A 25,702-nucleotide genomic window follows, 5' to 3' on the forward strand; every position below is an offset into this window, starting at 1 on the left:
ATCAGGGCAGGCGGGCCAGCAGGTCCAACAACAGCTCGTAGAAGCCGTCGGAGTCCACCTCGGTGATGTACTGGCAATTGGCCGGCCGATCGGTGACGTCCCACCAGTCCACCACGGTCATGCCCGTGGTGAGGGGGGATTCAGTCTCTACCTCCACATTGCAGTGGCGACCGCTATAGAGGTCGGGGCGCAGCAGATAGGCGATGACGTTGGGATCGTGGAGGGGACCGCCGAAGGTGCCGTACTTGTCCACGTCGAATCGCTCGTAGAAGTTCAGCATCCCGGCTGCGGCCGCCCCGGTGCGGGTGCCCAGATCCCGAACCTGGTTGATCCAGGCGTCGGTCATCAGCGCCTTGTGGGTCACGTCGAGGGGGAGCATGGTGACCGGGGCGCCGCAGTGAAGCACTATCTGGGCCGCTTCGGGATCCACGAACACGTTGAACTCCGCGGTGGGGGTGGTATTGCCCCCGTCGAAGAACCCGCCCCCCATGCAGGCGATCTCCCGGATGTTGCGGGCCGCCTCAGGGGCAGTCTCCAGCACGGTGGCCACATTGGTCATCGGCCCCACCGGGCAGATGGTGATCTCCCGCTCGCCCGCGGCCAGCAGGGTTTCGATCATCCAGTCCATTGCGGATTGGGGCTGCAGGGCAATTGTCGGATCGGGAAGGTCGGCGCCGTCGATGCCGGTCTTGCCGTGAACGTGCTCGGCGGTGACCAGGTCCCGGCGCAGCGGACGGTCGCAGCCCGCGAACACGGGGACATCGGTGCGGCCGGCCAGCTCGACGAGGATGAGGGCGTTGCGGGCGGTCAGCTCCAGGGGCACATTGCCGGCCACCGCGGTGATGCCCAGCACCTCCAATTCGTCCGACGCCAATGCGGCCAGAATGGCTATGGCGTCGTCCTGGCCGGGGTCGGTGTCGATGATGATCGGCCGGGGGCTAGTAATCTGTTCGGTCATCTGCGCTTTCCTGCTCTAGTGGCGGCAACCGCGTGGGCGGACTTCTCGAGGTCGTCTTCCAGCGGCTCCAACTCCACGGGGCGTCCGGCGTAGTCCAGGGCCCAGCCCAGGAGAATATCGGCCAGCCAGGGATTCTTGGGCAGAAGCGGTCCGTGCAGGTACGTGCCCACTCGACGCCCGGCCACCGCCCCCTCGCAGCGGTCGTCCCCGTTGTTGCCGTGCCCTCGGCGCAGGCGGCCCAGCGGAGTACATCCCCCGCCCAGGTGGGTTCGCCCGGCGTGGTTCTCATAGCCGACCACCGTGCGGGTCAGGCCGTTGAGGGTCACCTCCAGCACCACATCGCCGATGAGGCGGCTGGCTCCTGCGGTGGTCTCCACATCCAGCAGCCCGATCCCTGGCATCGGTCGGCCGTCAGCGGCCATATAGCTGTGGCCCAAGAGCTGGTAGCCGCCGCACACCCCGAGCACCACCGCGCCGTCGCGGGCGGCTTCAAGCAGCGGATCGGCCTTTTGGGCCAAGTCCTCAGCCACCAGTATCTGGTCGCGGTCTTGGCCACCGCCCAGGTAGTAGAGGTGGCAGTCGGCACCGATGGGGTCGCCGAGCCCGACTTCCGCTACTGCCAGAGACAATCCCCGCCACTCCAGGCGGCGCCGGAACACCGCGATGTTCCCCCGGTCGGCGTAGATGTTCATGTGATCCGGATAAAGATGACACAGCTTGACTGAGGGGTTCCCAGCGCTCATCGGTCCTCCCAGAAGGCGGGCACCAGGCCTCGTTCGGCCAGCACCGCCTGGAACTCCAGCAGCGCGGTGTAGGTGGGCAGCACGTAGAGTTCGCCTCCGGCCCCGCCGGCCCCCAGCGCGGCATCCAGCGCGGCCGACACCGAAGGGAAAACCGAGAGCTGATCGGGTTCCAACCCGGCGTAGCGGAACCGCAGCGCCATGTCGTAGCCCCGGTCGCCGCCAACCGTGAGCGACGCCAGCTGGCCGCTGTCCAGCAGCAGCTCGTAGTCCACGTCCCATATCCAAGAGACGTCCTGGCCGTCGGCGGTGCGGTCGTTGAGCAGCACCAACAGGTGCAAGGGATGGTCCTCCAGCAGCATGGTGCGGATGTTCTCGTTGGCCCCCGCCGGATTCTTGGCCAGCAGCGTGGTCACCCTGACCGGGCCGATCTGGGTGCGCTCGGCCCGCCCGAACGCCGCCTCCCGCTTGGCCAGCGACGGGCCGATGGCCTCCGGGCCTAGGTCGAGGGCCACGGAGGTTGCGGTGGCGGCCAGGGCGTTGTAGGAGTTGTGCATACCCGGCAGCCGCAGCGACAGCTCGATGGGACCCCGGGGAGTGTCGATGGCCAGCCGCTGGCCGTCCAGCCCGTGCAATTCCACCCGAGTGGCCCCCACGTCGGGCTGGGGCCGGACTAGGCCGCACTCCGAACAGGACCACCGGCCGAGGTGGGCGATGGTGACCATCTCGTAGTGCAGCGAAGCACCGCAGTGGCGGCACTCGGTGGTGTCGGCCGCGTGCGGCAGGCGGTCGCGGCCCACGCGGGGGTCTTCGATGCCGTAGGACAAGGTGTTGGAGTGCCGGGCGGCAATCTCGGCCACCGCGGGATCGTCGGCGTTGTAGATCACGGTTGTGGCCGGGTCGATCGCGGCCACCGCGTCCCGCCATCGATCCGCCAGGTGTTCCAGCTCCCCATAGCGGTCGAGCTGGTCCCGGAAGAGGTTCATCAGGGTGACCACCCGCGGCTTGGTTTGGGCCATCAGCCCCGGCAGGGCCGCTTCGTCCACCTCGAACAGGGCTACCTCGGCCCCGTCGGCGTTGAGCAGCGCAGTGGCCACGCCCCGCTCCAGATTGGAGCCGGCGGTGTTGGCCACTACGCGGGCGCCGCTGGCGTCGAGTGCGGCCCGCACCAGTCGGGCGGTGGTGGTCTTGCCGTTGGTCCCCGACAACAGGATCACGCCGTCGGGAACGGCTCGGGCCATCTCCGCGGTGGCCTCGGGCCGCAAACGGGTGAGCACCAGGCCGGGCAACGTCGTGCCACCGCCCCGCCCCAGCCGCTGCGACAACCGCCCTGTCCCCCGAGCCGCATTGGCGGCCAATTTCTGAGGCAGCGACGGCATCCTCATAGTGAGCTATTGCTTACTACCGGAAACGGCGGAAGAACTCGCGGATGTCGGCGGCCAGGGCCTCGGGCTCCTCCATGGCCGCGAAGTGGCCTCCCTCATCCATGTCTGACCAGTGAACGATGTTGTAGTTGTCGTCCAGCCAGTGCCGGGGGGCCTGCATAATCTCCATAGGAAAGCTGGCCATACCCAGGGGGGTTTCGAGGGGGTCGCCCAAACCGGCCCCGCCGGGGCGCAGCGTCTCGTAGTACATCCGGGCCGAAGATCCCGCAGTGGCTGTGAACCAGTACAGCGAGATGTTGGTGAGCAGGCGGTCGCGGCTCACCGCCGATTCGATGGTGCCGTTGTTGTCGGTCCAGGCCAGGAACTTCTCGGCGATCCACGCCAGCTGGCCCACGGCGGAGTCGGTCAGGCCGTAGGCCAGTGTCTGGGGCTTGGTGCTCTGGATCTGCATGTAGCCCGCCCCCTCGGTGAAGTAGAGGTTGGCCCGGGCCAGACCGGCCTGCTCGGCCTCGTTGAGGTCGCCGGGCCCGCCCTCGGGGGCGGTGGCGAAAAGGAAGTTCACATGTACGGCTTCGCAGTGGTCGGGGTCGAATCGTCCGATGTTCTGGGAAATCATCGAGCCCCAGTCACCCCCCTGGGCTCCATAGCGCCCGTATCCCAACCGCGCCATCAGCTCGGCGAACGCCTTGGCGGTGCGGGCGGTGTCCCATCCCCGGTCGGCGGTCGGCCCCGAGAAGCCGTATCCGGGAAGCGAGGGGGCCACCACATGGAAGGCGTCGGCCGGGTCTTCGGGGTGGGTAAGCGGCCCGATCATGTCGAGGAACTCCACCACCGATCCCGGCCATCCATGGCTGATGACCAGGGGATAGGCGTCGGGATGGGGGGAGCGTTGGTGGATGAAGTGTATGTTCTGGCCGTCGATGGTGGTGGTGAAGTGGTCGAGCTCGTTCAGCTCGGCCTCCGCCGCCCGCCAGTCGTACTCATCGGCCCAGTACCGGGCCAGATCCTGGATGTAAGCCATATCCGCGCCGTAGTCCCAGCCGACGCCGGGAATCTGGTCGGGCCAGCGGGCCTCCTTCAGGCGGCGCCGAAGGTCTTCCAGCGCGGCATCGGAAATTTCGACGGTGAACGGGGTGATCTCGGACACGGGTCTCCTCAAGTGGATGCTTGTCGTTATGCGGGGGAGCGAGGGATGAGGCCCGCGTTGTCGCGGGCTCTATTCAGGGTGGCCGCCGCCACCGTCCGGGCTTTGTCAGCCCCGGCGGCCAGTACCCGGGCGATCTCACCGGGGTCCGACGACAGCTCGGCGTATCGCTCCCGAATGGGAGAGAGCAACTCGTTCACCGCCTCGGCGGTGTCGGCTTTGAGCGGCCCGTACTGGGCGTAGTCGTCGGCTACCGATTCGGGGGTCCGCCCGGTGGCCGATGCCAGGATGCCCAGCAGGTTGGACACCCCTGGCTTGGTGTCGGGGTTGTAGTGGACCTCGTTGTCGCTGTCGGTCACCGCTCGCTTGAACTTGCGGGTCACGCTGTCGGGCTCCTCCAGCACGCCGACAGTTCCAGCCGACTCCAGCGACTTGGACATCTTGTCGCCCGGATTCTGGAGGTCCATTACCCGGGCCCCCGCCTCGGGGATCACGTGGGCGGGCACCACAAAGGTCTCGCCGTAGCGCCGGTTGAAGCGCTCGGCGATATCTCGGCACAGCTCGATGTGCTGGCGCTGGTCGTCGCCCACCGGCACCAGGTCGGTGTCGTACAGCAAGATGTCCGACGCCTGAAGGGCGGGGTAGGTGAACAGTCCGGCCGATACGAATTCAGACCGGTCGGACTTGTCCTTGAACTGGGTCATGCGGCGCAGCTCTCCGAAGCCCACGGTGCACTCCATCATCCAGGCCAGCTCAGCGTGCTCGCCCACCGAGCTCTGCACGAACAGGGTGGACCGATCGGAGTCGATGCCCACCGACAGGAGCATGGCCGCCGCAGCCATGGTGTTGTCCCGCAGCTCGGCCGGGTCGGGGGCGGTGGTCAAAGCGTGGAGATCCACCACGCAGTACACCGCGTCGTGATCGTGCTGGTAGGCCACCCAGTTGCGCAGCGCGCCCAGCAGATTGCCCAGGTGCATGCCGCCGGACGGCTGGATGCCAGAGAACACTCGAGCCACGCCGGTCAAACTACCCGCCTGGATCCGAAAACCCCGAAGCGGTAAAGGGCGAGTTCTACACTTGGCGGGTGGTCGCACAGGTGAGAACGGAGGTGTCCGAAGGGCCGTTCGAAGTGCGAACCGAGGTCTTCGAGGGCCCCTTCGACCTGCTGCTGCACCTCATCTTGCGCGACGAGGTCGATCTCTACGAAGTGAGGGTGGGCGACATCGTCGACGCCTACCTGGCCGAGTTGAACCGCATGGAGCAGCTCAACCTGGGTGTGGCCACCGAGTTCCTCCTGATCGCGGCCACGCTGGTCCAGCTCAAGAGCAGCCGCCTGCTGCCAGACGGCGACTCGCTCGACCTCGACGAGGAGCTGGCCCTGTGGTCGGAGCGCGACCTGTTGCTGGCCCGCTTGCTGGAGTGCCAGACCTTCAAAGGGGTGTCCCAAGCCCTCGAGCAATTGGCCGCGGTGGCTGGGCGCGCCCTGCCCCGCACGGCGGGACCCGACGAGCGCTACGTAGACCTGGTGCCCGACTTCTTGGAGGGAATCGGCCCCGACGATCTCCGAGCCGCCTTCCTGCGGGCCACCGTGGCTAGGCCCACCCCCCGGGTGAACGTGCAGCACATCACCGACATCCCCATCAGCGTGGACGAGGTGGCCGCCGATCTCATGAAGCGGCTGCCCGATATCGGGACGGTGGGATTCCGGGAGCTGACCGAGGATCTGGAGTCCGGCATTGAGGTGGTGGTGTACTTCTTGGCCGTGCTGGAGCTCTACAAGCGGGGCATGGTGGACGTGTTGCAGGCCTCGACGTTCGGCCGCATCGCCATCACCTGGACCGGCGAGGGCGAATTCGACGAGCCGCTGGTCGGGGTGGACTCCTATGACGGATGAGCATCGAGCCGAGCGGGGAAGCAAAAGCCCATGACCGATGACAGCCTTGAGGCCCGACGGGCGGTGGAGGCCATCGTGATGGTCGCCGAGGAGCCGGTCCCACCGGGGCTGATGGCCCAGCTCATCGAAATCCCCACCGGGCAGGTGGAGGCCATCTGCGACCAGCTGGCCGAGGAGTACCGGGCCGAGGGCCGGGGATTCGAGCTGGTCCGGGTGGCCGGTGGCTATCGGTTCCGCAGCCACCCCGATGCCGAGTCGTACGTCAAGCGATTCGTGGTCAGCGGCCAGAGCTCCCGCCTGTCGTCGGCTGCGCTGGAAACCCTGGCCATCGTGGCCTACAAGCAGCCCCTGTCGCGGGCCCAGGTGTCGGCCATCCGGGGGGTGAACGCCGAGGGGGCTATGCGCACCCTCCAGCACCGGGGACTGGTGCAGGAAGTGGGCCGCGACCCCGGCCCGGGCCAGGCCCGCCTCTTCGCCACCACCCCGGCCTTTTTGGAGCGGCTGGGGCTCGACTCCCTCGAAGAGTTGCCTCCTCTGGTCGACTTCGTGCCCGGCGCCGAGGTGATCGAGGCTCTGGAGACCAGTCTGATGGCCGACAGCCGCCCTGCGCCGCTGCCCGAGAGCGGCAACAGCGATGCGCTGGAAGTGTGAGCGAGCCTGAGCGGATCCAGAAGGTCTTGGCCGCCGCCGGGGTGGCCAGTCGCCGGGCAGTGGAGGAGATGGTGGCCGAGGGCCGCATCACGGTCAATGGACAGCCCGCCCGGCTCGGCCAGCGGGTCGATCCCGATCACGACGCCGTGGAGGTGGACGGCGTCCCCGTGGGGTTGCGGACCGACCTGGTGTATTACCTGCTGAACAAGCCGTCCGGAGTGGTAACCACCGCGTCCGACCCCCAGGGCCGCCCCACCGTGGTGGACATGGTGCCCGAAGAGCCGCGGGTGTTCCCGGTGGGCCGCCTGGACGCCGATAGCGAGGGGCTGTTGTTGCTCACCAACGACGGGGGGCTGACCCACCGGCTGACCCATCCCTCTTTCGGGGTGCCCAAGGAATACCTGGCCCATGTGGAGGGCCGACCCAGCCGCGGGGCGCTGAGAAAGCTGCGCGACGGAGTAGAACTGGAAGACGGCGCCGCCAAGGCAGTGGCGGTGTCGCTACCGGAGCCGTCGGTGATCCGCATCGTGGTCCACGAGGGCCGCAACCGCCTGGTGCGGCGGATGTGCGAGGCAGTCGGCCATCCCGTTATCCGACTGGTCCGCACCCGCATCGGCCCGCTGGCCGATCGAAAGCTACCGCCCGGCCAGTGGCGGGTGCTCAAACTCAGCGAAGTCCGGGAACTCGAGCGCCAAGGGATCGAACTCACCGGCAACTGAGTTCAGAGCCGCATCCAGGGGTCGGTACAATTTCGGCCGTGAGCAGCGCCGTGCGCGCCCTGCGGGGCGCCACCACCATCGATATCGACACCGCCGAGCATATGGAGGAGCGGATCGTCGCGCTGTTGTCCGAGATGTTCGAACGAAACGACATCGACCACAGCGACCTGATCAGCGTGGTATTCACCGCTACTTCCGACATCAACTCGGCCTTCCCCGCGGCCGCGGCTCGGAAATTCGGCCTCGGCGACGTGCCGCTGCTTTGCGCCCAAGAGCTGGACATCGTGGACGGGACCCCGCAGTGCCTGCGGGTGCTGATCCATCTGACCACTGAGCGGGGGCGCGACGAACTGCACCATATCTACCTGGAAGGCGCACGAGGGCTGCGCGACGACCTTCCCGAGTGATGGCAGCACAGCGGGCCGCCATCATCGGCACCGGGCTGATCGGCGGCTCCATCGGGCTGGCCCTGCGAGAGCGGGGCTGGTGGGTCACCGGAACCGATCAAGACGTGGCGGTGGCCGCCGAGGCGCTGAGCCGTGGCGCTATCGACGAGGTGGGGCCGCCCACCGACGCCGACATCACTTTTGTGGCCACTCCGGTGGGATCGACCGCCCCCGAGGCCCGCAAGGCCCTTGAGGCGGGCCGAGGCCCGGTCACCGACGTGGGCAGCGTGAAGGCCCCGATCGTGTCGGCGGTGGACAGCCCCCGCTTTGTGGGTGGCCATCCCATGGCCGGCAGCGAGCAGGAGGGGGTGGGCGGGGCTCGGGCCGACCTGTTCCAGAACGCGGTGTGGGTGCTCACCCCCACCAACGAAACCGACGACGATTCCCTGGTTCGGATCCGCTCGGTGGTGGCCTCTCTCGGGGCCGACGTCGTATCGCTGGCCCCGGAGCGCCACGACGCTTTGGTGGCGGTGGTGTCGCACGTCCCCCATCTCACCGCCGCCACGCTCATGGCGTTGGCCGACGAGCGCTCTGAGGAGCACCAGGTGATGTTGCGGCTGGCCGCCGGCGGTTTCCGGGACATGACCCGCATCGCCTCGGGGCATCCCGGCATCTGGCCCGACATCTGCGACGAGAACTCCGAGGCCATCTGCTCGGTTCTCGACCGGTTCATCGAGGCCCTGGCCGATGTTCGCTCGCTAGTGGCCGACGGCAACCGGGGCGGGTTGTTGGAGCTGCTGGAACAGGCTCGCAGCGCCCGTTCCCACCTGCCCTATGGCTTGGACCGAGACGTATCGCTGACCGAGGTGAGGGTGCCGGTGTTCGACCGTCCCGGCGAGCTGGCCCGAATCACCAGCCTCACCACCGACATTGGGGTGAACATCTTCGATTTGGAGATCGCCCACTCGGTGGAGGGCGGCCAAGGCGTGGCCATCCTGGTGGTCAATGCCGAAGCGTCCGAGAGCCTGTTAGGGGCCCTCAGAGAGCAGGGCTACGCCCCATCGTCGCGAGTTCTGTCGTGACCGCCATCTCCATTGACGGGAACCGTCGATTCACCGGGTGCCTGCGGGTGCCGGGCGACAAGTCGATCTCCCACCGGGCGCTGATGATCGCTGCTTTGGGCCAGCGGCCGTGCACCATAAGGGGCCTCTCCGACGGCGACGACGTGGTCCGCACTCGCCTCGCCGTTGAGGCGCTGGGCGCACGAGTAGAGGTGGCCGAATCTGGCGAGGTGACCGTCACTGGGGGAATGAGCGGCACCCGCAAACCCATCGACTTGGGGAACTCGGGCACCGGCATCCGGCTGATGGCCGGGCTGGTGGCCGGCTTCGATTTCACCACCACCCTGGATGGTGACGCTTCCATCCGCCAGCGCCCGATGGACCGGATCATCGCCCCGCTGACCGAGATGGGAGCGTCAATCAACGGCCGTGGCGACAGCGGCTCGTTGGCCCCTCTCACCATCGAGGGCCGCCCGCTGCGGGGCATCGAGTACACCTTGCCGGTGGCTTCGGCGCAGGTGAAGAGCGCGGTGCTGCTGGCCGCGCTGAGGGCCGAGGGGCCGACCACGGTTCACGAGGCGGTTCCCACCCGAGCCCACACCGAGGAGATGCTGGCCGCGGCCGGAGTGAGGCTGGAGCGGGGAGACTGCTCGGTGACCGTGTGGCCTGGTGAGGTGGATCCCCCCGATGTCGACGTGCCCGGCGATCCCTCGCAGGCTGCCTTCTGGGTGGTGGGCGCCTGCACGGCTCCCGACAGCGACCTCACAGTGGAAAACGTCTACCTCGGCCCAGCCCGGGGCGGCTTCGTCGACGTGTTGCAGCGCATGGGCGCCGACATTTCGATCGACTCGGAATCGGGAGACATCCGGGCTCGTACCAGCGAGCTCAAGGGAACCCGGGTGACGGCCCAAGAGATGCCGGGCTGCATAGACGAGGTCCCCATTTTGGCCGTGGCCGCGGCGGCCGCCGAGGGCACAACCGTCTTCGAGGACGTCGGCGAGCTACGGATCAAAGAGACCGACCGGGTGGCGGCCGTCGCCAAGATGCTGGCTGTCTTGGGGGCAGAGTGCCAGGTCGACGGCGACAACCTGGCCATCACCGGAGTCGGTCGCGCCGAGGCTTTGGGCAGCGGTACTGTGGATTCCCGTGGAGACCACCGGATGGCCATGGCGGCGGCCATCGCCGGAGCAGTGGGCAACGGCTCGATGACGGTCGAGGGCTTCGAGGCCACCCACACCAGCTATCCGGGCTTTGCCCGCGATCTGGACGCCAGCACGGGACGGACGCCGTGAGCGATCCCGCCGAGGCGATGGGCGAGGGCGTGCGGGTGATCGCCATCGACGGTCCGGCCGGATCGGGAAAGTCCACCGTGGCCCGGCGGATGGCCGAGCGGTTGGGACTGGAGTATCTGGACACCGGGGCGATGTACCGCTCGGTGGCCTTCGCGGCAATGGCCCGGGAAGTCGACTTGGCCGATGCCGAAGCCATCGTCGAGCTGGCCCGAACCAGCGACATCCGAATCAACGACACCACTGTGGTCGTCGACGGGGTGGACGCCACCACCCAGATCAGAGGCCCGGAAGTGACCCGGTCGGTGAGCACGGTGGCGGCCATCTCCGGGGTGCGAGAGGTGCTGCGGGTGCGCCAGCGAGCCTGGGCGGTGGAACGGGGCGGAGGGGTCTTGGAGGGCCGCGACATCGGCACGGTGGTATTTCCCGACGCCGAACTCAAGGTGTACTTGAGTGCGTCGGTCTCAGTGCGGGCTGAGCGGCGGGCCGGCGAGGTAAGCGCCCTCGACTATGAGACGGTGGCCGCCGACCTGGCTGCCCGAGATGCGGCCGACTCCAGCCGCCAGCACGACCCGCTGACCCAGGCCCCCGACGCTGTACACATCGACACCACCGACCTCACCGTCGACCAGGTAGTGGACGAGCTGATCGCCCGATTGGGATGAACCAGGTCGAGCTCCACCCCGAGGAACTGGAGGCCAGGGGGCGAATAGCTGGAGTGATTTTCCACTTCTTCGTGCAGCGGCTGGCCCGAGCGGTTTTCGGGGCGTATTTCCGCTGCTACACCCGGGGGCGGCGCAACATGCCCCGGGAGGGCGGCGTGATCATCGCCCCCACCCACCGATCCAACCTGGACACCCCGATGATCGGGGCATCAGCGGGGCGCCCGCTGCGCTACTTCGCCAAGAGCGGCTTGTTCAAGGGTCCGATAACTACGTGGATGATGGTGACCATGGGCGCATTTCCGGTCCGGCGCGACACCATCGACCGCAGCGCCCTCAAGGCCGCCCTAGTGGTGCTGGAAGCCGGGCAGCCGCTGGTGGTGTTCCCCGAGGGGGAGCGCAAATCGGGCACTCGCATCCACCCGCTGCTTGACGGGGTGGCCTGGCTGGCGGCCAAAGCCCAGGTGCCGGTGGTGCCGGTGGCCATCGGGGGCACCGAGCGGGCCATGGGCATCGGTGTGCGGATGCCCCGGCCCCGCACGGCGCGGCTCGTGTGGGGCGAGCCGCTAGCCCCACCCGAGAACGACCCCCGGGGCCGGGTTAGCCGTGATGCTCTTACCCAATATTCCGACGAGCTGCGGGAGATCCTCCAAGACATGTTCGACGGAGTCCAACAGGAGCTGGGCATCCCCGTCTGGGATCGCGACGAGTCTGAGTAGTCCTGCTGGCCTCTAGCGGCTGGCAATGAGCCCGTCGAGCACGTCGCTGGCTGCGACCTTGCGGTCCACCATCGCGACGGGCGAGGGGGGTCCTCCCAGGCTGAAGGAGGCCAGCGAACCGGAGGCCTCAATCAGATCGCGCAGGTTGCGGGGCGGGGGAAAGTACTCGTCCTCATCGGTGATGGAAACCTCTTCGATGCCGTTGGCCGGGGCGAGCCGGTCGAGCACCTCGTTGATCAGCTCCTCGGGGGCCGAGGCCCCGGCGGTGAGCCCCACCACTCCTGAGATGTCGTCGGGCAGCTCTGAGGCCCGGTTCACCCGGAACACCCGCTCGCAGCCCAGTTCCCGGGCGAGCTTCTCCAGCGCCATGGTGTTGGAGGAGTTGGCCGAACCCACGATCACCACGGTGCCGCACTGTTCGGCAATGCCGGTAAGCGCGGCCTGCCGATTGGTGGTGGCAAAGCACAGATCGCTTCGCCCCGGGGTCCACATGTCGGGGAATCGGTCGCGGGCCGCGTGCAGCACCCCCTCCCAGTCGCGGTGCGACAGCGTGGTCTGGGCCAGCAGGGCAACCGGATCGTCGAAATCGGGGAGCGCCTCCACATCGTCGATGCTCTCTACTGGGTGGATGGCCTCCGGGGCCACCGCCATGGTGCCCACCGCCTCCTCATGGTCTTCGTGGCCCACGTACACGATGCGGTATCCCTTGCCGGCCCGCACCTTGACCTCGTGGTGGACCTTGGTCACCAGCGGGCAAACTGCATCCACCATATAGCTGGCCTGCTCGGTGGCCGCCTCCACAACCTCGGGGGCCGAGCCGTGGGCCGACAGCATGATGGGATGGCCCGCGGGCACTTCGGAGATGTCGTCCACAAACACCACGCCGAGTTTTTCGAAGCGGCGGACCACCAGCTTGTTGTGCACGATCTCGTGGTAGCAGTACACCGGCGCGTCGAAGGTGCGAACCAGCCAGGCCAGCGCCTTGATGGCCATCTCCACGCCAGCGCAGAACCCCCGGGGAGCGGCCAAAATCACCTTGTCGACGTCCACGATCCTAATTTAGCGGTCGGCTCCTGCATTCCCTGGCTCGTATCATTTCAGGCATGTCCGCTCCCCGGGTGACAGCGGTCGCCGACGGGTCGGTGGCTCAGAATTTCGGCCTGAGGGCCGGCGACGAGCTTCTTTCCGTGAATGGCTGCGTCCCCAAAGACGTCATCGAGTACCAGCAGCTAGTGGACGAGCCCGAGCTGAGCCTCGACGTGCGCCGCGACGGGGTGGTGCTGGAGCTCGAGGTGCACAAGCGGGCCGGCGAGCCGTTGGGGGCCCAGGTGGACTCGGCGCTGTTCGACCGGGTGCGGACCTGCGACAACCACTGCGAGTTCTGCTTCATCTACCAGCTTCCGCCGGGGCTGCGTCCCAGCCTGTATTTGAAGGACGACGACTACCGGCTCTCGTTTCTGTACGGCAACTTCACCACCCTGACCCGCTTCACCGAGGCTGACCTGGAGCGGGTGGTCACCGAGCGGCTCTCGCCGTTGAACGTGAGCATCCACGCCACCGACCCCGACGTAAGGGCCGACATGCTGCGGAATCGCCGGGGGGCCACCAGCCTGCGCTGGCTGCGGGCGCTGTTGGACCACGGCATCGAGGTACACGGCCAAGTGGTGGTGTGCCCCGACGTGAATGACGGCGATGTGCTGGAGGACACCCTGGCCGGAGTGGCCGACGAGTACCCAGAGCTGGCCAGCGTGTGCGTTGTGCCCCTGGGGGTGTCGCGGCACACCTCTGAGCCCCGGCTGAGGCCCCACACCCAGGCTGAGGCGGCTGCGGTGGTTAATGCAGTCCACCAGTGGCAGGAGATCAACCGGCAGATTCTGGGCCGCCGACTGGTGTTCGCAGCCGACGAGTATTACCTGCTGGCCGGAATCGAGTTTCCCGACCAGGAGGCCTACGAGGGATTTCCCATGCACGAAGACGGTGTGGGGATGGCGGCCACGCTGGAGATGGAGTTCTCAGGACACACTGAAGGGGTGACCGGAACCCGGCCTGGGTTCTTCGCCTGGGTGGAGGGGGCGCCCGCCGAGGGCTATCGGGCGCCGAGAACCGATGGCTCCACGCCAATTGGCCTGCGGCCCCGCAAGGGCTCTCCGGTCGGGGTGGTCACCGGGGAGTACGGGGCCGAGGTGCTGGGGCCGCTGGTCGCTTCGCTGGATCGCGACGATGTGCGGGTGGTGCCGGTGGAGAACCGGTTTTTCGGCGGCACCACCGCGGTGGCCGGTCTGCTGGTGGGCGCCGATATCTCCCGCACGCTGGCCGAACAGCCCGAGGGCCACCGCTACCTGCTGCCCGACGTGTGCCTGTCGCAGGGCATGTTCTTGGACGGAACCCGCCCTGGCGATCTGCCCCGCCCTGTGGAAGTGGTTCCCACTGACGGGGCCTCGCTGAGACGAGCCCTCGATGGGTAGGTATCTGCCCAAGGTGGCGATCGTGGGGCGGCCCAACGTGGGCAAGTCCACGCTGATGAACCGGATTCTGGGCCGTCGGGAGGCCATCGTGGCCGAACAGCCCGGTGTGACCCGCGACCGCAAGGAGATGCCCGCTAGCTGGCAGGGGCGGGAGTTCACGGTGGTGGACACCGGTGGCTGGCTGCCCCAGAGCGCGGGCGACATTGCTTCGATGGACGCCAAGGTCTCCGCCCAGAGCGAGAGGTCGATGGAAGACGCCGATGTGGTGGTGATGGTGGTGGACTCCCAGGCGGGCATCACCGGCGATGACGAGGGAGTGGCAGGACGGCTGCGGGGCCGGGCCGGACCGGTGTTGGTGGCGGTCAACAAGGTGGACGACGAGATTCATGAGAACCTCATCTGGGAGTTCATCGGCCTGGGGCTGGGCGATCCGTTCCCGGTAAGCGCGCTGCACGGACGGGGAGTGGGCGACCTGCTGGATGCGGTGATGGCTGAGCTTCCAGAGGGAACGGCGGAGGGAGCTGAGGCTGGCGCCGAGACTGCTACCGAGTCCGACGCCGACGCTCAAATGGTTTCTGTTTCCATTGTGGGTCGGCCCAATGCGGGCAAGTCCACCCTGTTCAACCGCCTGATCGGCGACGACCGGTCGGTGGTCCACGACCAGCCGGGCACCACCCGCGACGCCATCGACACCGTGGTGGAAACCGAGTTGGGCCCGATCCGGTTTGTGGACACCGCGGGCATGCGCCGCCGGGCCCGTATCGACCAGGCCACCGAGTACTACTCGCTGCTGCGGGCGCTGGCCGCGGTCGACCGATCCGACATCGCCCTGTTGGTGGTCGATGCCACGGTGGGGGTCACTCACCAAGACCAGCGCCTGGCCGAGCGCATCGACGGGGCGGGCTGTCCCATCGTGGTGCTGCTCAACAAGTGGGACCTGCTCGACACCGAAGCCCGGGAGGCGATCGCCCTCGACATCGACCACCGCCTGCACTTTTTGGGCGACGCCGCGGTGTTGAGGGTGAGTGCCCTGTCGGGCAAGGGGCTGAACCGGCTTTTGCCCGAGCTTCGGGGCGTGATTGCCGAGTACCGGCGGCGAATCCCCACCCAGGCGGTGAACCGGGTGCTGCGCGACGCGCAGGCCGCCCATCCCGCTCCTGACGGCGCCCGGGTGCTCTATGCCACCCAGGGGGCGGCCGATCCCCCCACTTTCACGCTGTTCGCCAACCGAACCCTTCCCCGCACCTATCTGCGCTATTTGGAGCGCCGTTTTCGGGAGGCATTCGATCTCGGATCAGTACCGGTCAAGCTGCGGGTTCGCCGTCGATCGGGCGAGTAATCCCCGGCAATTGCCTCAAATGCGGCAAGAATCTGGCAATTTTGCGGGGTAATCTTCTGCGATGGAAACCCTCCTGCTCGTGCTGACCGCGGGTGTGTGCGCATTTGCCGCCGGCGTCTTCACCCGAGCAGCCCGACACCGCCACCGGTTCCTGCTCCGGGTTGAGCACACCCACGCGGGGGAGGGATACGACGAAGAGGGCGAGTCTGCCTATGAGGCGGCCCACACCCTGGCCCAGTCCAGCTTTCGCCGGGACGCCCACTCCGCTCTCTTGTATGCAGCCTTGACCGTGGTGGCGGCATTGACTGCGGTGCTGGAGTCCCGGGCGGTGGCCGCCGTTTTGGCCCTGGTGGTGGTGCCCGCTCTCTTCCCGCTGTGGTGGGGGCGTCGCTCAGTGGCCGAGGCCCGGCTCACCCAGGAGCGGTTTGAGATGGAGCGCCGGGCCGAGGAGACCCTGAGTCAGGGCGACCTCGCCCCCCGGGCATGGGCCGGTCGCCTGGCCCCCGACGACCTGCCCGACTTCGCCGGCTACGAGATGGGACGGGTGTACCAGGCCGGTGAAGGGGTGATGGCTGGCGACTTCTTCGACGTGTTCCGAGTCGGTCCCACCCGGGTGGCTGCCGTTATCGGCGATGTGGCCGGTCGGGGCATTGAGTCGTCCATCACCGCGTTTCAGGCCAAGTACTTGCTCCGGGTGTTCCTGCGTCAGTTCCGCGACCCGGCCCAGGCCCTCGAGGAGCTGAACGCCCAGATGTCCTCCATCGAACGTGCCGAAGAGTTCATCTCGGTAGTAATCGTGGTGTTCGACACCGAGGCCCAGTCCATGCGCTACGCCTCCGCCGGTCACCCAGCCGCCTGGCTGTGGCACGAACGGGAGGTGCAGCCGCTGCGGGCCACCGGCGCCCTGTTGATGCTCGACCCCGATAGCACCTACTTCAGCCGGGAGATCCCCCTGGATTCGGGCGATATGGTGCTCATGTACACCGACGGCTTGGCCGAGGTGCGCTACGGCGACGCCCAATTCGGAGAGGACCGCATCGCCCAGCACCTGCGCCGCGATCCCACCGTTTCGCCAGATGTGCTCTGCAAGTCGCTGCTGGAGGCCGCCCGGGATTTCGCCGACGGCACCATCACCGACGATGTGGCCATTCTCGCCGTCCGCCGGGCCTGAGTCTTAGGCCGCGCTAGCGAGAAGAGGCCCCGCTCCTGGGCTTGTTCCGGTTCTGCCGATGGGGGCGACCCTGGGACTGTCCTCTTGGCCCTTGTCCGTTGCGGTTCTTGTTCTTTGGGCCTGACCGGTTGCGGCCGTCTTGGGATTGCCGTTTTGGCCCTTGTCCGTTGCGGTTCTTGTTCTTTGGGCCTGACCGGTTGCGGCCGTCTTGGGATCGGCCCCTTGGCTCGTGGCTGTTGCGGTTCTTGCTCTGCTGGTCGGATTGCTTGCGGGGACGGGGTGGCACTGTGTGATCGTCGCTTAGATCGGGGCTGGTGATGGGCTGTTTCAGGCCGAGTTGGCGCTGCATCTGTTTTGTGTCGCCAACCTGATTGGACTGGACGAGCGACACTACGAGGCCTTTCTGGCCCGCTCGGGCAGTGCGCCCCGAGCGGTGTAGGTACGCCTTTTGGTCTTCGGGCGGATCGAAGTGGATGACAGACGCCACGCTGTCCACGTGAATTCCGCGGGCGGCGACATCGGTGGCGACGAGGGCTTGGACCCGGCCGTCGATGAACTCTTGGAGAGTGCGCCTGCGCCGGTTCTGAGCGTGGCCACCGTGTATCGCGGAAGCGTTTACTCCTCTTTGGACAAGCTGGCGGGCCAGCCGGTCTGATCCGTGGCGGGTTCGGCAGAACACGATGGCCGATCCAGTAGTCGAAATTACATCGACACAGGCGGCGATCCGCTCGGTCTTGTCCACCGACCAGAACCGGTGATCAGCCGCCTCTATGTCAGGTTTTACTTCGCCAACTTCGTGGGTGACTGGGCGGTGTTGGTAGTCCCGGGTGATCTTGGCTGCGTCGCGGTCGAGAGTGGCCGAGAACATGACGGTCTGGCGGTCGGTGGCGGTTTGATCGAGGATGCGCCGAACCGCGGGGAGAAAACCCATGTCGGCCATACGGTCGGCTTCGTCGATGACAACTTGGTCGACTTCGTTAAGGCTCACCGCATTTTGGGCCATGAGGTCTTCCAGCCGACCGGGGCAGGCCACCAGGATGTCTATCCCCCGCTGAAGCTGCTTTTGCTGGACGCCGTAGCCCACGCCGCCGTATACGGCGCCAATCTTGGTCTGGCCGGCAAAAGAGCGCAGTTCAGACGCGATCTGGTCGGCGAGCTCACGGGTCGGGGACAAAACCAGCGCTCGGGGCCGGCGGGGCTTGGCTTGGTCGACATTGACCACCAGGGGGATACCGAAAGCGAGGGTCTTGCCCGATCCGGTGGGCGCTCGTCCGCAGATGTCGCGGCCCTCTAGAGCATCGGCAATGACTGCGGCTTGGATTTCGAATGGCTTGAGGATGCCACCGCGCTCGAGCGCGCGGCAGACATGTTCGGGCACGCCCAGCTGGGCGAAAGTGGGGGACATGGGGCTCCTTGCCCGCGTGTGGCGGGCGCTCTGGGGATTGTTGGCGCCTGAAATCGTCAGCGAGGCGCAACGCAATTCGGGCAGCTTGCCCGGGATCAGAGAAGAAGCCCGGCTGTCAGCCCACCGGCCGAAACCTTCGGCCAAACAAGCAAAGGCTACCACCGCTCAGTGCAAAACCATTATCTTTCTCCAGCGCGGCCGACCGCGGGGCTGCGAAAAGCGGCTCTGGTTATTGGCGGCAGGGATTTAATTATCTTGCGGTGGCAAGCTAATGCCATGCCTTGGTGCGAGCCCTGCGAGCGCTTCTGGAACCCCGGCTCGGTAACCAGGGCAGGGGAGTGCCCCACCTGCGGCGCCGCGGTCGAAGCCCCGTCGGAGGTAGATGCCCCGACCCCTCAGAGAGTCCCCTGGCACTTCTGGCTAGCCATCACCGCCGCCGGCGTCTACCTCGCCTGGCGGGCCATCGACGGCATCGCCCTGCTGTTCTGAGGGGATGCGGCTGCCAATTGGCATCGCTCTGCACTGGTGATTCGTTCCAATCGCTGGTCGGGCTGCCGGGATTTGAACCCGGGACCTTCGGTCCCCCAGACCGACGCGCTAACCAAGCTGCGCCACAGCCCGTAACGGGGAGAGCATAGTGCGGCTGTCTGGGGGAGCCCCATGCGGATAAGTAGGATTGGGGCCGTGTTGGACCTGGTTATCCGCGGGGGCACGATCGTCGACGGCTTGGGCAGTCCGGGCTATTCGGGCGACGTCGGCATCGAGGGCGGACGGATTGTCGGCATCGGCGAGGTGGCTGACTCCGGGCGCCGCGAGATAGATGCCACTGGCCGGGTGGTTTGCCCCGGATTTGTGGACCCCCACACTCACTACGACGCCCAGTTGTTCTGGGATCCAGCCGCCTCTCCTTCCAACCTGCACGGCGTTACCACCGTGATCGGAGGCAACTGCGGCTTCACCCTGGCGCCCCTCAATCCCGGCGACGCCCCCTATCTCCAGCGGATGATGGCCAAAGTAGAAGGCATGCCGCTCACTGCCCTGGAGACCGGGCTGGACTGGTTGTGGCGTTCTTTTTCCGACTACCTGGCTCGCTTGGACGGCAATCTAGGCGTGAACGCCGGGTTCCTGGTGGGCCACTGCGCCATCCGTCGGGCGGTAATGGGCGCCGACGCCACTGGCAACGAGGCCGCCCCCGACCAGCTCGAGGCCATGAGGGCTATGTTGGCTGAGGGCATCGCCGCGGGCGGCCTGGGTTTTTCTACCTCGCTGTCCTACACTCACAACGACGGCGACGGCGCACCGGTGGCCTCCCGCTTCGCCAGCAACGACGAGGTTGTTGCACTGTGCTCGGTGGTTTCCGAGCACGAGGGCACCACCCTGGAGTACGTCACCGACGGCTGCATGCAGGGCTTCACCGAAGAGGAGCTCGACCTGATGGTGTCCATGAGTCGAGCGGCCCGGCGGCCGCTCAACTGGAACGTGCTCACCATCGACTCGGCCGACCCCGACCGCTACCGGGAACAGCTCGGCGCCTCGGTGCGGGCTGCCGAGCAAGGGGCCCGGGTGGTGGCGCTGACCATGCCGGTGCTGGTGGGCATGAACATGAGCTTCCTCAACTACTGCGCCCTCAACATGCTGCCCGACTGGGGGGATGTCCTGGGCCTGCCGGTGGCCGACCGAATGGCCAAGCTGGCCGATCCCCAAACCAGAGCGCATTTGGTTGAGCGGGCTGCTTCGCCCGACGCTGGGGTGTTCAGTCGGCTCACCGGGTGGGGCGGCTACCGGATCGGCGACACCTTCAGCTCGGCCAACGATGGACTTACCGGGCGCACCGTGGCGGAAATCGGCGCGGAGCGGGGAACTGAGCTCTTCGACACCCTGGTAGACGTCGTGCTGGCCGACGAGCTGCGCACCGTGCTGTGGCCAGCGCCCACCGACGACGATGACGAGAGCTGGCGGCTGCGGGCTGAAGCGTGGCAGAGCGAGCACACCCTCTTGGGTGGCTCCGACGCCGGTGCTCACCTTGACCGAATGTGCGGTGCTCCCTATACCACCGCCTTTCTGGGCGACTGCCTTCGGGGTCGGCGGCTGGCTTCGCTGGAGACGGCCATACACATGTTGACCGATGCCCCGGCCCGGCTGTTCGGCCTGCGGGAGCGAGGCCGCATCCAGCAGGGATGGCGCGCCGATCTCGTGGTATTCGACCCCGACACAATCGACTCCGGTGCCGTGCGCATGGTGGAAGACCTGCCGGGCGGCTCGCCCCGCCTGTTTGCCGACTCGGTTGGCGTCGACCATGTTCTGGTCAACGGCGAGCTCATCGTGAGCGATGGGCAGGCGACCAATGCTCGGCCTGGCACCCTGCTGCGGTCGGGGCGTGACACCGAGACCGTGCTGGTCGGGTAGTGGACTTAGAGCAGACCAAGGTCACGCTGGCCCAATCGCGGCGCCGGCTGGAGATCTTCTCGCTGCGCTGGCAGGCCCGTCTCGACACTCAGCGGTTGGATCAGGCCGTCCCCTGGATCATCGCGGTGCTGCTGGGTGCGGCTCTCTCGGGTCTGGCATTGACTCGGGCCCATCAGCTGGATGGCGGGGCCGACTTGTCGGCCCACCTCCAAGGGCTGTGGCTCATTGGAGAGGGCTACGAGCCGCGCTCCAGCGTGGCCGGCCACAATCTGCTGTGGGAGCAGGCCGCGTTCATTCTCTATCCGGTGGCCGGGCTGATTGCCCTGTTTCCCGACCAGCCCACCCTCTTGTGCTTGCAAGCCGCGGCGTTGGGCCTGGCCGTAGTGCCGCTGTGGCGCATCGCCCGCGACGTGGGAGGCCTCAAGTCGGGAGCGGCGTTTGCCGTGGTCTTCGCCTACTGCGCCTACCCGGCGGTCCACTCGATCAACCTCTCCGACTTCCACCCGGAGGCCCTAGCCGTGCCCGCGCTGTTCGCCGCGGTGCTCACTGCCCTAAAGGGGCGGTGGAACTGGTTCGCGGTGTTTGCGCTGGTGGCGGTGACCTGCCGGTCCGACCTGGCCTTCGCCCTCTCGGGACTGGGCCTGCTGGTGCTGCTGGAGGGCCGCCGCCGCCCCGGAACCGCCATTTCTCTCGGCGGCCTGGCCTATGGACTGGTGGCGATGACGGCCATCCAGCCTCGATTCAACGGAGGGCGATTCCCCCACATCGAGGCATTCTCCGACTTCGGCAGCAACCATCCGGGTTCGGTGCTGTGGGGCTTCATTTCCGCCCCCCACCAGGTAGTGGCCGACACGGTGTCACAGGCCAACTTCCAGATGATCGTCTTCCTGTTGGCTCCGGTCATGCTGCTGCCGTTGGTGGCGCCCCGCTACGTGCTCCCGGTGCTTCCCCTGTTCGCGGTGTACCTGGTGGCCGACGTGCCCTCCGGCCAGTTGGCGGAGGCCTCCCAGACGGTGCCGATGATCCCGTTCGTCTTTGCGGCCACGGTGTTTGCCCTGGCCCGATCGGGTCGAGTGCTAGTGGAGCGAGTCAACGTGGACCGCCGCCTGCTCACCGCCCTGGTTCTGACGGCCAGCCTCTTCTTCTTGCGTGATGCTCCGAGCTCGCTGTACGAGAGGCCGTGGAACTGGGGCCAGCGCGACACCATGGACATCGCCCGACAAGAGGCCGCCGACCTGATTCCCCCCGATGCATCAGTGAGGGCCTCAGAGCAGGTCCTTCCCCTTCTGTCGGACCGCACTCGGCTGTACCAACTGCACGCCGGCGACGACCCCGACAGCGCCGCGGTGGCGGCCACCCCCAAGGTGGAATGGATCGTGTTCGACGCCGAGTCCGCCCCCGAATGGAGTCCCCTGGACATCGAGAGCTTCGATCTCGACGTGCGGCGAACCGGTTTCGAGCGGCTGGAATTGGAAGAGGAAGTGGCGGGGCTGCGGGTCTATCGGCTCCGCAACGTGATCCAGAGCTAGCTCCCGGAGATGTGGGAGCGCAGGGCCTCGGCGGCCTGGGCCAGCTCTTCGGGGGGAACCGAGGCTTTGGCGTTGGCGAAGCTCAGATCGCCGATGTCGAACATCGGGATGACGTGCAAGTGGGTGTGGGGCACCTCGTGGCCGGCGATGATAAGGCCGACTCGGGGCGGTCCGAATGCGGCCATTTGGGCAGCACCCACCTCTTGGGCCACGACCATCAGATGGGCGGCCAACTCGGGAGGCACATCCAGCCAGTGATCGATCTCGGCCCGGGGCACGACGAGCGCGTGGCCGGTCTGAATGGGGTTGATGGACAAGATGGCGACGCAGTCATCGTCTTCCCATACAAAGTGTCCGGGTAGGTCGCGGTTGATGATCATCGTGAACACGCTGGGCATCTGCTCATAGTATGACCTGGCTATGTCGGGGCGGCAGGTGCTGACGGTTCCTAACTTCATATCGGTGCTGCGGCTGGGGTGCGTGCCGGTGTTCTGCGTGCTGCTCCTGGGCATGGGCAACCGGGCTGGGGCGGCCATCTTGCTGGGAGTGCTGGGGGCCACCGACTGGGTTGACGGTTATATCGCACGGCGATTCGACCAGGGCTCCGAGTTGGGGAAGATCCTGGACCCCACAGCCGACCGCCTGATGTTTTTGGCCGCGGTGGTGGTGATGATGGTGGACGGCTCCCTCCATGCGGCATTCGGGGTGACCATGCTGGCCAGGGAGGTCGCGGTATCGCTGGCCACAGTGGTGCTGGCGGCAATGGGGGCTCGCAGGATCGATGTGACTTGGACCGGCAAGACGTCCACGTTCGGCCTCATGTTCGCTCTGCCGTTCTTGCTGCTCGGCGACTCGAGCGTGGGAGGGGGCACCGCGCTGCGGGGCGTCGGCTGGGGCCTGGGCATCCCGTCGCTGGCGCTCAGCTACTACGCCGCGGTGGAGTACATCCCCCGGGCCCGCCAGGCCCTTGCCGATGGGAGAGCGGACCGAACCGCAGCCTCAAGCTGAGGTTGAGAGTTTTGCCGTTAGCCGGTACGGTGTCGGCAATGAACGTACCGGCCGAGCTCCGCTATTCCGAAGACCACGAATGGACCAGGGTTGATGGCAACCGGGTTTGCCTGGGCATCACCGATTACGCCCAGGATGCCCTGGGCGACGTCGTTTTCATCGATCTTCCTCCGGTGGGGACCGACGTGGCCAGCGGCAATCCGTTCAGCGAGGTCGAGTCCACCAAGTCGGTGTCAGAGATCTACGCGCCGGTGAGCGGCACCATCGTCGAAGTGAACACCGATCTGATCGACCACCCCGAACGGCTCAATGAGGATCCCTACGGCGAGGGGTGGATATGCGTGATCGAGGCCTCCGATCTGTCGGAGCTGGACAGCCTTTTGGACGCGGCGGCCTACACCGAGCTGACGGAGAGCGTCGATTGACCTCCCGACCTGATGATGGAGAGGCCCAAGGGGTCGTCTGCCCGCAATGCGGCTATGTCAGCGAGGCTGGGGCCAACTTCTGCGCCTCGTGCGGCTTTTTCCTCCAACCGACTGGTGACTCTGACGTAGGTGGCTCGGTGGACGAGCCCACCACCGAGTTGGAGATCGAAGCCGGCCTGATCCGCCACCCCGCAGTGCTGGTGGTGACCCAGGGGCCGACTGCGGGCAGCCGATTCGAGCTGTCCGATGCCCGGGTGACAGTGGGGCGCCATTCCGACTCGGACATCTTCTTGGACGACATCACAGTGTCCCGGCGGCACGCCGAGGTTTATCGGGACGGCTTGGTGCAGCACGTCAAGGACATGGGCTCGCTGAACGGCACCTACCTGAACAGTCGGCGAGTGGAGGATGCCGGTTTGAAGAACGGCGACGAACTCCAGGTGGGCCGATTCAAGCTGGTGTACTACGACGGGACCAGCGAATGACCGCCCAGCACCGGTCGATCGGCCAGGTCTTGGACCTGCTGAAGGACGAGTTTTCCGACATAAGCATCTCCAAGATCCGCTTTCTGGAAAGCCAGGGCCTGATCGACCCCGAGCGCAACCAGTCGGGCTACCGTAAGTTCACCGAGGCCGACATCAACCGACTGCGGTGGATTCTGGAACAGCAGCGGGACCACTTCCTACCCCTCAAGGTCATCAAAGCGCGCATTGACGGCGAGGACTTCGAGGTGGAGGACGGACGCGGGGATTCCACCGAGGGCGAAGCCGACCCTCGTTCCCCGAGGTCCGGGCGTCCGAACCCATTGGACACCGGGGCGGTTTCGGTGTCGCTAACCCTCGACGAGCTGGCATCGGCCAGTGGGTTGAGCCAGTCCAAGATTGTCGAGCTGGAGAAATTCGGCCTCATTGAGCCCCTGGACGACGGAGCGCTGTCGCACTACGGCGCCGAAGCGGTCATCGTGGCCAAGGTGGCCGCTGGGTTCTTGGCCCATGGGCTGGAGCCCCGCCACCTACGGGCCTACAAGTCGGCCGCCGAGCGGGAGGCAGGCCTGCTGGAGCAGCGGATCATGCCGCTGGTGATGCAGCGCACCCCCAAGTCCCGCAAGCAGTCCCAAGACGTGCTGGTGGAGCTGATCAACCTCGGCTCCGAGCTGCGACTCTCGCTTCTGCGGGGCGCCTTGGCCAACCACACCGGGAATCGCAATTAACGGCGGGAACCGCGCCGACCCCGAGTTGTTCGCCAGCCGGGAGGCCATCGAGCAGGCTGTTGAGCGCGTCGCAGCTGAGATCTCGCAGCAGTGCTCCGATGGCGCGGTGCTCGTGTCGGTGTTGAAGGGGAGTTTGCCCTTCCTTGCCGACCTGGTGCGGGCGGTGGACATCGAGGTGCAGGTGGACTTCTTGGCGTTGTCCCGATTCGCCGCTGACTCGGGCCGCGTCCGGCTGGTCAAGGATCTGGACTGCGATGTGGGTGGGCGCGAGGTAGTGCTGGTGGAGGACATCGTGGACACCGGTTTGAGCCTCGGCTATTTGATGGGAGAGCTGCGCCGCCGGTCGGCCGCCTCGGTGGCGGTGGCCGCGCTGTTGAACCGGAACGCTCGCCGTATCCTGCCGCTGGAGCCCGATTATGTGGGGTTTGAGGCCCCCGACGAGTTCTTCTTGGGCTACGGCCTCGACTGGGACGGCCGGTACCGGAACCTGGACCGATTGGTTATCGGAGATCCTGGTGTATTGGCCGACGATCCCGACGCCTATGTCTCTATCCTCTACTAACGTGGAGTCGATGAAGGAGATGGAGCTGATCGGAGTTCGGATAGAACTTCCGTCCAATGCCCCGATCGTGTTGCTGCGGGAAACCGACGGCGACTGTCGGCTCTTGCCCATCTTCATCGGAGGAGCGGAGGCCCAGGCCATCGCCCTGGCCATGGAGGAGGTGGAGACTCCTCGCCCTATGACTCACGACCTGTTCAAAAACGTGCTCGACGACTTGGGAGTGCGGATCGAGCGGATCGTGGTCACCGAACTGCGGGATCGGACCTTCTATGCCGAGTTGGAGTTGGCGGGAGGAAACGGGGCCCGCCGAATCTCAAGCCGCCCCTCCGACGCGGTGGCTTTGGCGGTGCGCACCGGTGCCCCGATATTCGCCGACGAGTCGGTTCTTGAGGCCGCCGGGCACACAGTGGAGCCTGACGAGCCCGAAGGGGAAGAGCCTCCGGCCGAGGAAGTCCTGGACCAATTTCGGGAGTTTTTGGACCAGGTGACCCCGGACGATTTCAACGGCTGACGCTTTCTAGCCTCAAACTTCCTTCTTGACAATCCACAGATCCAGGTTTACCCTGTGGAAGTT

At 66.7% G+C, this 25,702-nt stretch carries 28 protein-coding genes and 1 tRNA gene; 20 read left to right on the forward strand and 9 right to left on the reverse strand.

What is annotated here, in order from left to right:
- Window position 1: 1 nt before the first annotated feature.
- From ACOGXH_RS07710 to trpS, 5 genes are read right to left on the reverse strand one after another with little or no spacing between them, the layout of a single operon-like run.
- Window positions 2-946: a nucleoside hydrolase gene (locus tag ACOGXH_RS07710; protein WP_419930341.1), complete on the reverse strand. Its 945-nt coding sequence runs from the start codon at window positions 944-946 to the stop codon at window positions 2-4.
- Between the two features lie 8 nt (window positions 947-954).
- Entirely contained in the window at window positions 955-1,701 is a 747-nt protein-coding gene (locus tag ACOGXH_RS07715) for a type 1 glutamine amidotransferase (RefSeq protein ID WP_419928525.1), read from the reverse strand.
- Window positions 1,698-3,077 (reverse strand): MurT ligase domain-containing protein, encoded by a 1,380-nt coding sequence (locus ACOGXH_RS07720; RefSeq protein ID WP_419928526.1) that lies wholly within the window; start codon window positions 3,075-3,077, stop codon window positions 1,698-1,700. The genes ACOGXH_RS07715 and ACOGXH_RS07720 overlap by 4 nt, the downstream gene beginning before the upstream one ends.
- 22 nt (window positions 3,078-3,099) lie before the next feature.
- Complete coding sequence (locus tag ACOGXH_RS07725) at window positions 3,100-4,230, reverse strand: epoxide hydrolase family protein (protein ID WP_419928527.1); 1,131 nt, start codon at window positions 4,228-4,230, stop codon at window positions 3,100-3,102.
- A gap of 26 nt (window positions 4,231-4,256) precedes the next feature.
- Complete coding sequence (trpS, locus tag ACOGXH_RS07730; protein ID WP_419928528.1) at window positions 4,257-5,243, reverse strand: tryptophan--tRNA ligase; 987 nt, start codon at window positions 5,241-5,243, stop codon at window positions 4,257-4,259.
- A 68-nt stretch (window positions 5,244-5,311) separates the two neighbouring features.
- Here trpS and ACOGXH_RS07735 point away from each other — a divergent pair, with 68 nt between their 5' ends.
- The 8 genes from ACOGXH_RS07735 to ACOGXH_RS07770 are packed head-to-tail and all read left to right on the forward strand — an operon-like array spanning window position 5,312 to window position 11,608.
- Window positions 5,312-6,121, forward strand: a complete 810-nt coding sequence (locus ACOGXH_RS07735) for a segregation and condensation protein A (RefSeq protein WP_419928529.1) — start codon at window positions 5,312-5,314, stop codon at window positions 6,119-6,121.
- A 30-nt stretch (window positions 6,122-6,151) separates the two neighbouring features.
- On the forward strand, window positions 6,152-6,772 hold the full coding sequence (gene scpB / locus ACOGXH_RS07740) for an SMC-Scp complex subunit ScpB (protein WP_419928530.1): 621 nt from the start codon (window positions 6,152-6,154) through the stop codon (window positions 6,770-6,772).
- Window positions 6,769-7,491 carry a pseudouridine synthase gene (locus ACOGXH_RS07745; protein WP_419928531.1) on the forward strand — a complete coding sequence of 241 codons (723 nt, stop codon included), beginning with the start codon at window positions 6,769-6,771 and terminating at the stop codon, window positions 7,489-7,491. Before scpB ends, ACOGXH_RS07745 begins: the two co-directional genes overlap by 4 nt.
- 38 nt (window positions 7,492-7,529) lie before the next feature.
- On the forward strand, window positions 7,530-7,898 hold the full coding sequence (gene aroH, locus ACOGXH_RS07750) for a chorismate mutase (protein ID WP_419928532.1): 369 nt from the start codon (window positions 7,530-7,532) through the stop codon (window positions 7,896-7,898).
- On the forward strand, window positions 7,898-8,959 hold the full coding sequence (locus ACOGXH_RS07755) for a prephenate dehydrogenase/arogenate dehydrogenase family protein (protein WP_419928533.1): 1,062 nt from the start codon (window positions 7,898-7,900) through the stop codon (window positions 8,957-8,959). Before aroH ends, ACOGXH_RS07755 begins: the two co-directional genes overlap by 1 nt.
- Window positions 8,956-10,230, forward strand: coding sequence for a 3-phosphoshikimate 1-carboxyvinyltransferase (gene aroA, locus ACOGXH_RS07760; RefSeq protein ID WP_419928534.1), 1,275 nt, complete (start codon window positions 8,956-8,958; stop codon window positions 10,228-10,230). The genes ACOGXH_RS07755 and aroA overlap by 4 nt, the downstream gene beginning before the upstream one ends.
- A gap of 17 nt (window positions 10,231-10,247) precedes the next feature.
- Window positions 10,248-10,892, forward strand: coding sequence for a (d)CMP kinase (gene cmk / locus ACOGXH_RS07765; protein ID WP_419930342.1), 645 nt, complete (start codon window positions 10,248-10,250; stop codon window positions 10,890-10,892).
- Window positions 10,889-11,608, forward strand: a complete 720-nt coding sequence (locus ACOGXH_RS07770; protein WP_419928535.1) for a lysophospholipid acyltransferase family protein — start codon at window positions 10,889-10,891, stop codon at window positions 11,606-11,608. Before cmk ends, ACOGXH_RS07770 begins: the two co-directional genes overlap by 4 nt.
- A gap of 12 nt (window positions 11,609-11,620) precedes the next feature.
- Here the strand turns inward: ACOGXH_RS07770 and ispH are convergent, their stop codons facing one another.
- A complete protein-coding gene (gene ispH / locus ACOGXH_RS07775; protein ID WP_419928536.1) occupies window positions 11,621-12,658 on the reverse strand; it encodes a 4-hydroxy-3-methylbut-2-enyl diphosphate reductase in 1,038 nt (345 codons plus the stop codon).
- Between the two features lie 53 nt (window positions 12,659-12,711).
- On the opposite strand from ispH, the gene ACOGXH_RS07780 reads away from it, so the two are divergent.
- From ACOGXH_RS07780 to ACOGXH_RS07790, 3 genes are all read left to right on the forward strand, one after another.
- Window positions 12,712-14,073, forward strand: coding sequence for a DUF512 domain-containing protein (locus ACOGXH_RS07780; protein ID WP_419928537.1), 1,362 nt, complete (start codon window positions 12,712-12,714; stop codon window positions 14,071-14,073).
- Entirely contained in the window at window positions 14,066-15,412 is a 1,347-nt protein-coding gene (gene der / locus ACOGXH_RS07785) for a ribosome biogenesis GTPase Der (RefSeq protein ID WP_419928538.1), read from the forward strand. Before ACOGXH_RS07780 ends, der begins: the two co-directional genes overlap by 8 nt.
- Before the next feature lie 61 nt (window positions 15,413-15,473).
- Window positions 15,474-16,583, forward strand: a complete 1,110-nt coding sequence (locus ACOGXH_RS07790) for a PP2C family protein-serine/threonine phosphatase (RefSeq protein ID WP_419928539.1) — start codon at window positions 15,474-15,476, stop codon at window positions 16,581-16,583.
- 13 nt (window positions 16,584-16,596) lie between these two features.
- On the opposite strand, the gene ACOGXH_RS07795 is transcribed toward ACOGXH_RS07790, so the two are convergent.
- Window positions 16,597-17,988 carry a DEAD/DEAH box helicase gene (locus ACOGXH_RS07795; protein ID WP_419928540.1) on the reverse strand — a complete coding sequence of 464 codons (1,392 nt, stop codon included), beginning with the start codon at window positions 17,986-17,988 and terminating at the stop codon, window positions 16,597-16,599.
- 276 nt (window positions 17,989-18,264) lie between these two features.
- On the opposite strand from ACOGXH_RS07795, the gene ACOGXH_RS07800 reads away from it, so the two are divergent.
- Window positions 18,265-18,477 carry a hypothetical protein gene (locus ACOGXH_RS07800; RefSeq protein WP_419928541.1) on the forward strand — a complete coding sequence of 71 codons (213 nt, stop codon included), beginning with the start codon at window positions 18,265-18,267 and terminating at the stop codon, window positions 18,475-18,477.
- A 54-nt stretch (window positions 18,478-18,531) separates the two neighbouring features.
- On the opposite strand, the gene ACOGXH_RS07805 is transcribed toward ACOGXH_RS07800, so the two are convergent.
- Window positions 18,532-18,609, reverse strand: a tRNA-Pro gene (locus tag ACOGXH_RS07805).
- A gap of 63 nt (window positions 18,610-18,672) precedes the next feature.
- Between ACOGXH_RS07805 and ACOGXH_RS07810 the strand changes: the two genes are divergently transcribed.
- Window positions 18,673-20,394, forward strand: a complete 1,722-nt coding sequence (locus tag ACOGXH_RS07810; RefSeq protein ID WP_419928542.1) for an N-acyl-D-amino-acid deacylase family protein — start codon at window positions 18,673-18,675, stop codon at window positions 20,392-20,394.
- On the forward strand, window positions 20,394-21,923 hold the full coding sequence (locus tag ACOGXH_RS07815; protein ID WP_419928543.1) for a DUF2079 domain-containing protein: 1,530 nt from the start codon (window positions 20,394-20,396) through the stop codon (window positions 21,921-21,923). Before ACOGXH_RS07810 ends, ACOGXH_RS07815 begins: the two co-directional genes overlap by 1 nt.
- Here ACOGXH_RS07815 and ACOGXH_RS07820 read toward each other — a convergent pair.
- Window positions 21,920-22,321: an HIT family protein gene (locus ACOGXH_RS07820; RefSeq protein ID WP_419928544.1), complete on the reverse strand. Its 402-nt coding sequence runs from the start codon at window positions 22,319-22,321 to the stop codon at window positions 21,920-21,922. The two genes, ACOGXH_RS07815 and ACOGXH_RS07820, sit on opposite strands and share 4 nt — an antisense overlap.
- Window positions 22,322-22,343: 22 nt before the next feature.
- Between ACOGXH_RS07820 and ACOGXH_RS07825 the strand changes: the two genes are divergently transcribed.
- Genes ACOGXH_RS07825 through ACOGXH_RS07850 form a run of 6 tightly spaced genes read left to right on the forward strand, consistent with a single transcriptional unit; the run spans window position 22,344 to window position 25,639 of the window.
- Window positions 22,344-22,931, forward strand: coding sequence for a CDP-alcohol phosphatidyltransferase family protein (locus tag ACOGXH_RS07825; protein ID WP_419928545.1), 588 nt, complete (start codon window positions 22,344-22,346; stop codon window positions 22,929-22,931).
- 38 nt (window positions 22,932-22,969) lie between these two features.
- Window positions 22,970-23,356 carry a glycine cleavage system protein GcvH gene (gcvH, locus tag ACOGXH_RS07830; RefSeq protein ID WP_419928546.1) on the forward strand — a complete coding sequence of 129 codons (387 nt, stop codon included), beginning with the start codon at window positions 22,970-22,972 and terminating at the stop codon, window positions 23,354-23,356.
- Entirely contained in the window at window positions 23,353-23,841 is a 489-nt protein-coding gene (locus ACOGXH_RS07835; protein WP_419928547.1) for an FHA domain-containing protein, read from the forward strand. The genes gcvH and ACOGXH_RS07835 overlap by 4 nt, the downstream gene beginning before the upstream one ends.
- Window positions 23,838-24,566, forward strand: a complete 729-nt coding sequence (locus tag ACOGXH_RS07840; protein WP_419928548.1) for a MerR family transcriptional regulator — start codon at window positions 23,838-23,840, stop codon at window positions 24,564-24,566. Before ACOGXH_RS07835 ends, ACOGXH_RS07840 begins: the two co-directional genes overlap by 4 nt.
- A 25-nt stretch (window positions 24,567-24,591) precedes the next feature.
- Window positions 24,592-25,128 carry a hypoxanthine phosphoribosyltransferase gene (gene hpt / locus ACOGXH_RS07845; protein WP_419928549.1) on the forward strand — a complete coding sequence of 179 codons (537 nt, stop codon included), beginning with the start codon at window positions 24,592-24,594 and terminating at the stop codon, window positions 25,126-25,128.
- 10 nt (window positions 25,129-25,138) lie between these two features.
- Window positions 25,139-25,639, forward strand: coding sequence for a bifunctional nuclease family protein (locus ACOGXH_RS07850; protein WP_419930343.1), 501 nt, complete (start codon window positions 25,139-25,141; stop codon window positions 25,637-25,639).
- Window positions 25,640-25,702: the final 63 nt, after the last annotated feature.

The sequence above is a fragment of the Candidatus Poriferisocius sp. genome (assembly GCF_965208355.1).
Classification (GTDB): domain Bacteria; phylum Actinomycetota; class Acidimicrobiia; order Acidimicrobiales; family Bin134; genus Poriferisocius.

What these genes read in the sequence shown, in the direction of transcription:
- ACOGXH_RS07755 (WP_419928533.1), top strand. Translation starts at nt 7,898, where the DNA reads ATGGCAGCACAGCGGGCCGCCATCATCGGCACCGGGCTGATCGGCGGC.
- ACOGXH_RS07840 (WP_419928548.1), top strand. Translation starts at nt 23,838, where the DNA reads ATGACCGCCCAGCACCGGTCGATCGGCCAGGTCTTGGACCTGCTGAAG.
- scpB (WP_419928530.1), top strand. Translation starts at nt 6,152, where the DNA reads ATGACCGATGACAGCCTTGAGGCCCGACGGGCGGTGGAGGCCATCGTG.
- ACOGXH_RS07820 (WP_419928544.1), bottom strand. Translation starts at nt 22,321, where the DNA reads ATGCCCAGCGTGTTCACGATGATCATCAACCGCGACCTACCCGGACAC.
- gcvH (WP_419928546.1), top strand. Translation starts at nt 22,970, where the DNA reads ATGAACGTACCGGCCGAGCTCCGCTATTCCGAAGACCACGAATGGACC.
- ACOGXH_RS07720 (WP_419928526.1), bottom strand. Translation starts at nt 3,077, where the DNA reads ATGCCGTCGCTGCCTCAGAAATTGGCCGCCAATGCGGCTCGGGGGACA.
- ACOGXH_RS07800 (WP_419928541.1), top strand. Translation starts at nt 18,265, where the DNA reads ATGCCTTGGTGCGAGCCCTGCGAGCGCTTCTGGAACCCCGGCTCGGTA.
- der (WP_419928538.1), top strand. Translation starts at nt 14,066, where the DNA reads ATGGGTAGGTATCTGCCCAAGGTGGCGATCGTGGGGCGGCCCAACGTG.
- ACOGXH_RS07770 (WP_419928535.1), top strand. Translation starts at nt 10,889, where the DNA reads ATGAACCAGGTCGAGCTCCACCCCGAGGAACTGGAGGCCAGGGGGCGA.
- cmk (WP_419930342.1), top strand. Translation starts at nt 10,248, where the DNA reads ATGGGCGAGGGCGTGCGGGTGATCGCCATCGACGGTCCGGCCGGATCG.
- ACOGXH_RS07825 (WP_419928545.1), top strand. Translation starts at nt 22,344, where the DNA reads ATGTCGGGGCGGCAGGTGCTGACGGTTCCTAACTTCATATCGGTGCTG.
- ACOGXH_RS07790 (WP_419928539.1), top strand. Translation starts at nt 15,474, where the DNA reads ATGGAAACCCTCCTGCTCGTGCTGACCGCGGGTGTGTGCGCATTTGCC.
- ACOGXH_RS07780 (WP_419928537.1), top strand. Translation starts at nt 12,712, where the DNA reads ATGTCCGCTCCCCGGGTGACAGCGGTCGCCGACGGGTCGGTGGCTCAG.
- ACOGXH_RS07715 (WP_419928525.1), bottom strand. Translation starts at nt 1,701, where the DNA reads ATGAGCGCTGGGAACCCCTCAGTCAAGCTGTGTCATCTTTATCCGGAT.
- ACOGXH_RS07795 (WP_419928540.1), bottom strand. Translation starts at nt 17,988, where the DNA reads ATGTCCCCCACTTTCGCCCAGCTGGGCGTGCCCGAACATGTCTGCCGC.
- ACOGXH_RS07850 (WP_419930343.1), top strand. Translation starts at nt 25,139, where the DNA reads ATGAAGGAGATGGAGCTGATCGGAGTTCGGATAGAACTTCCGTCCAAT.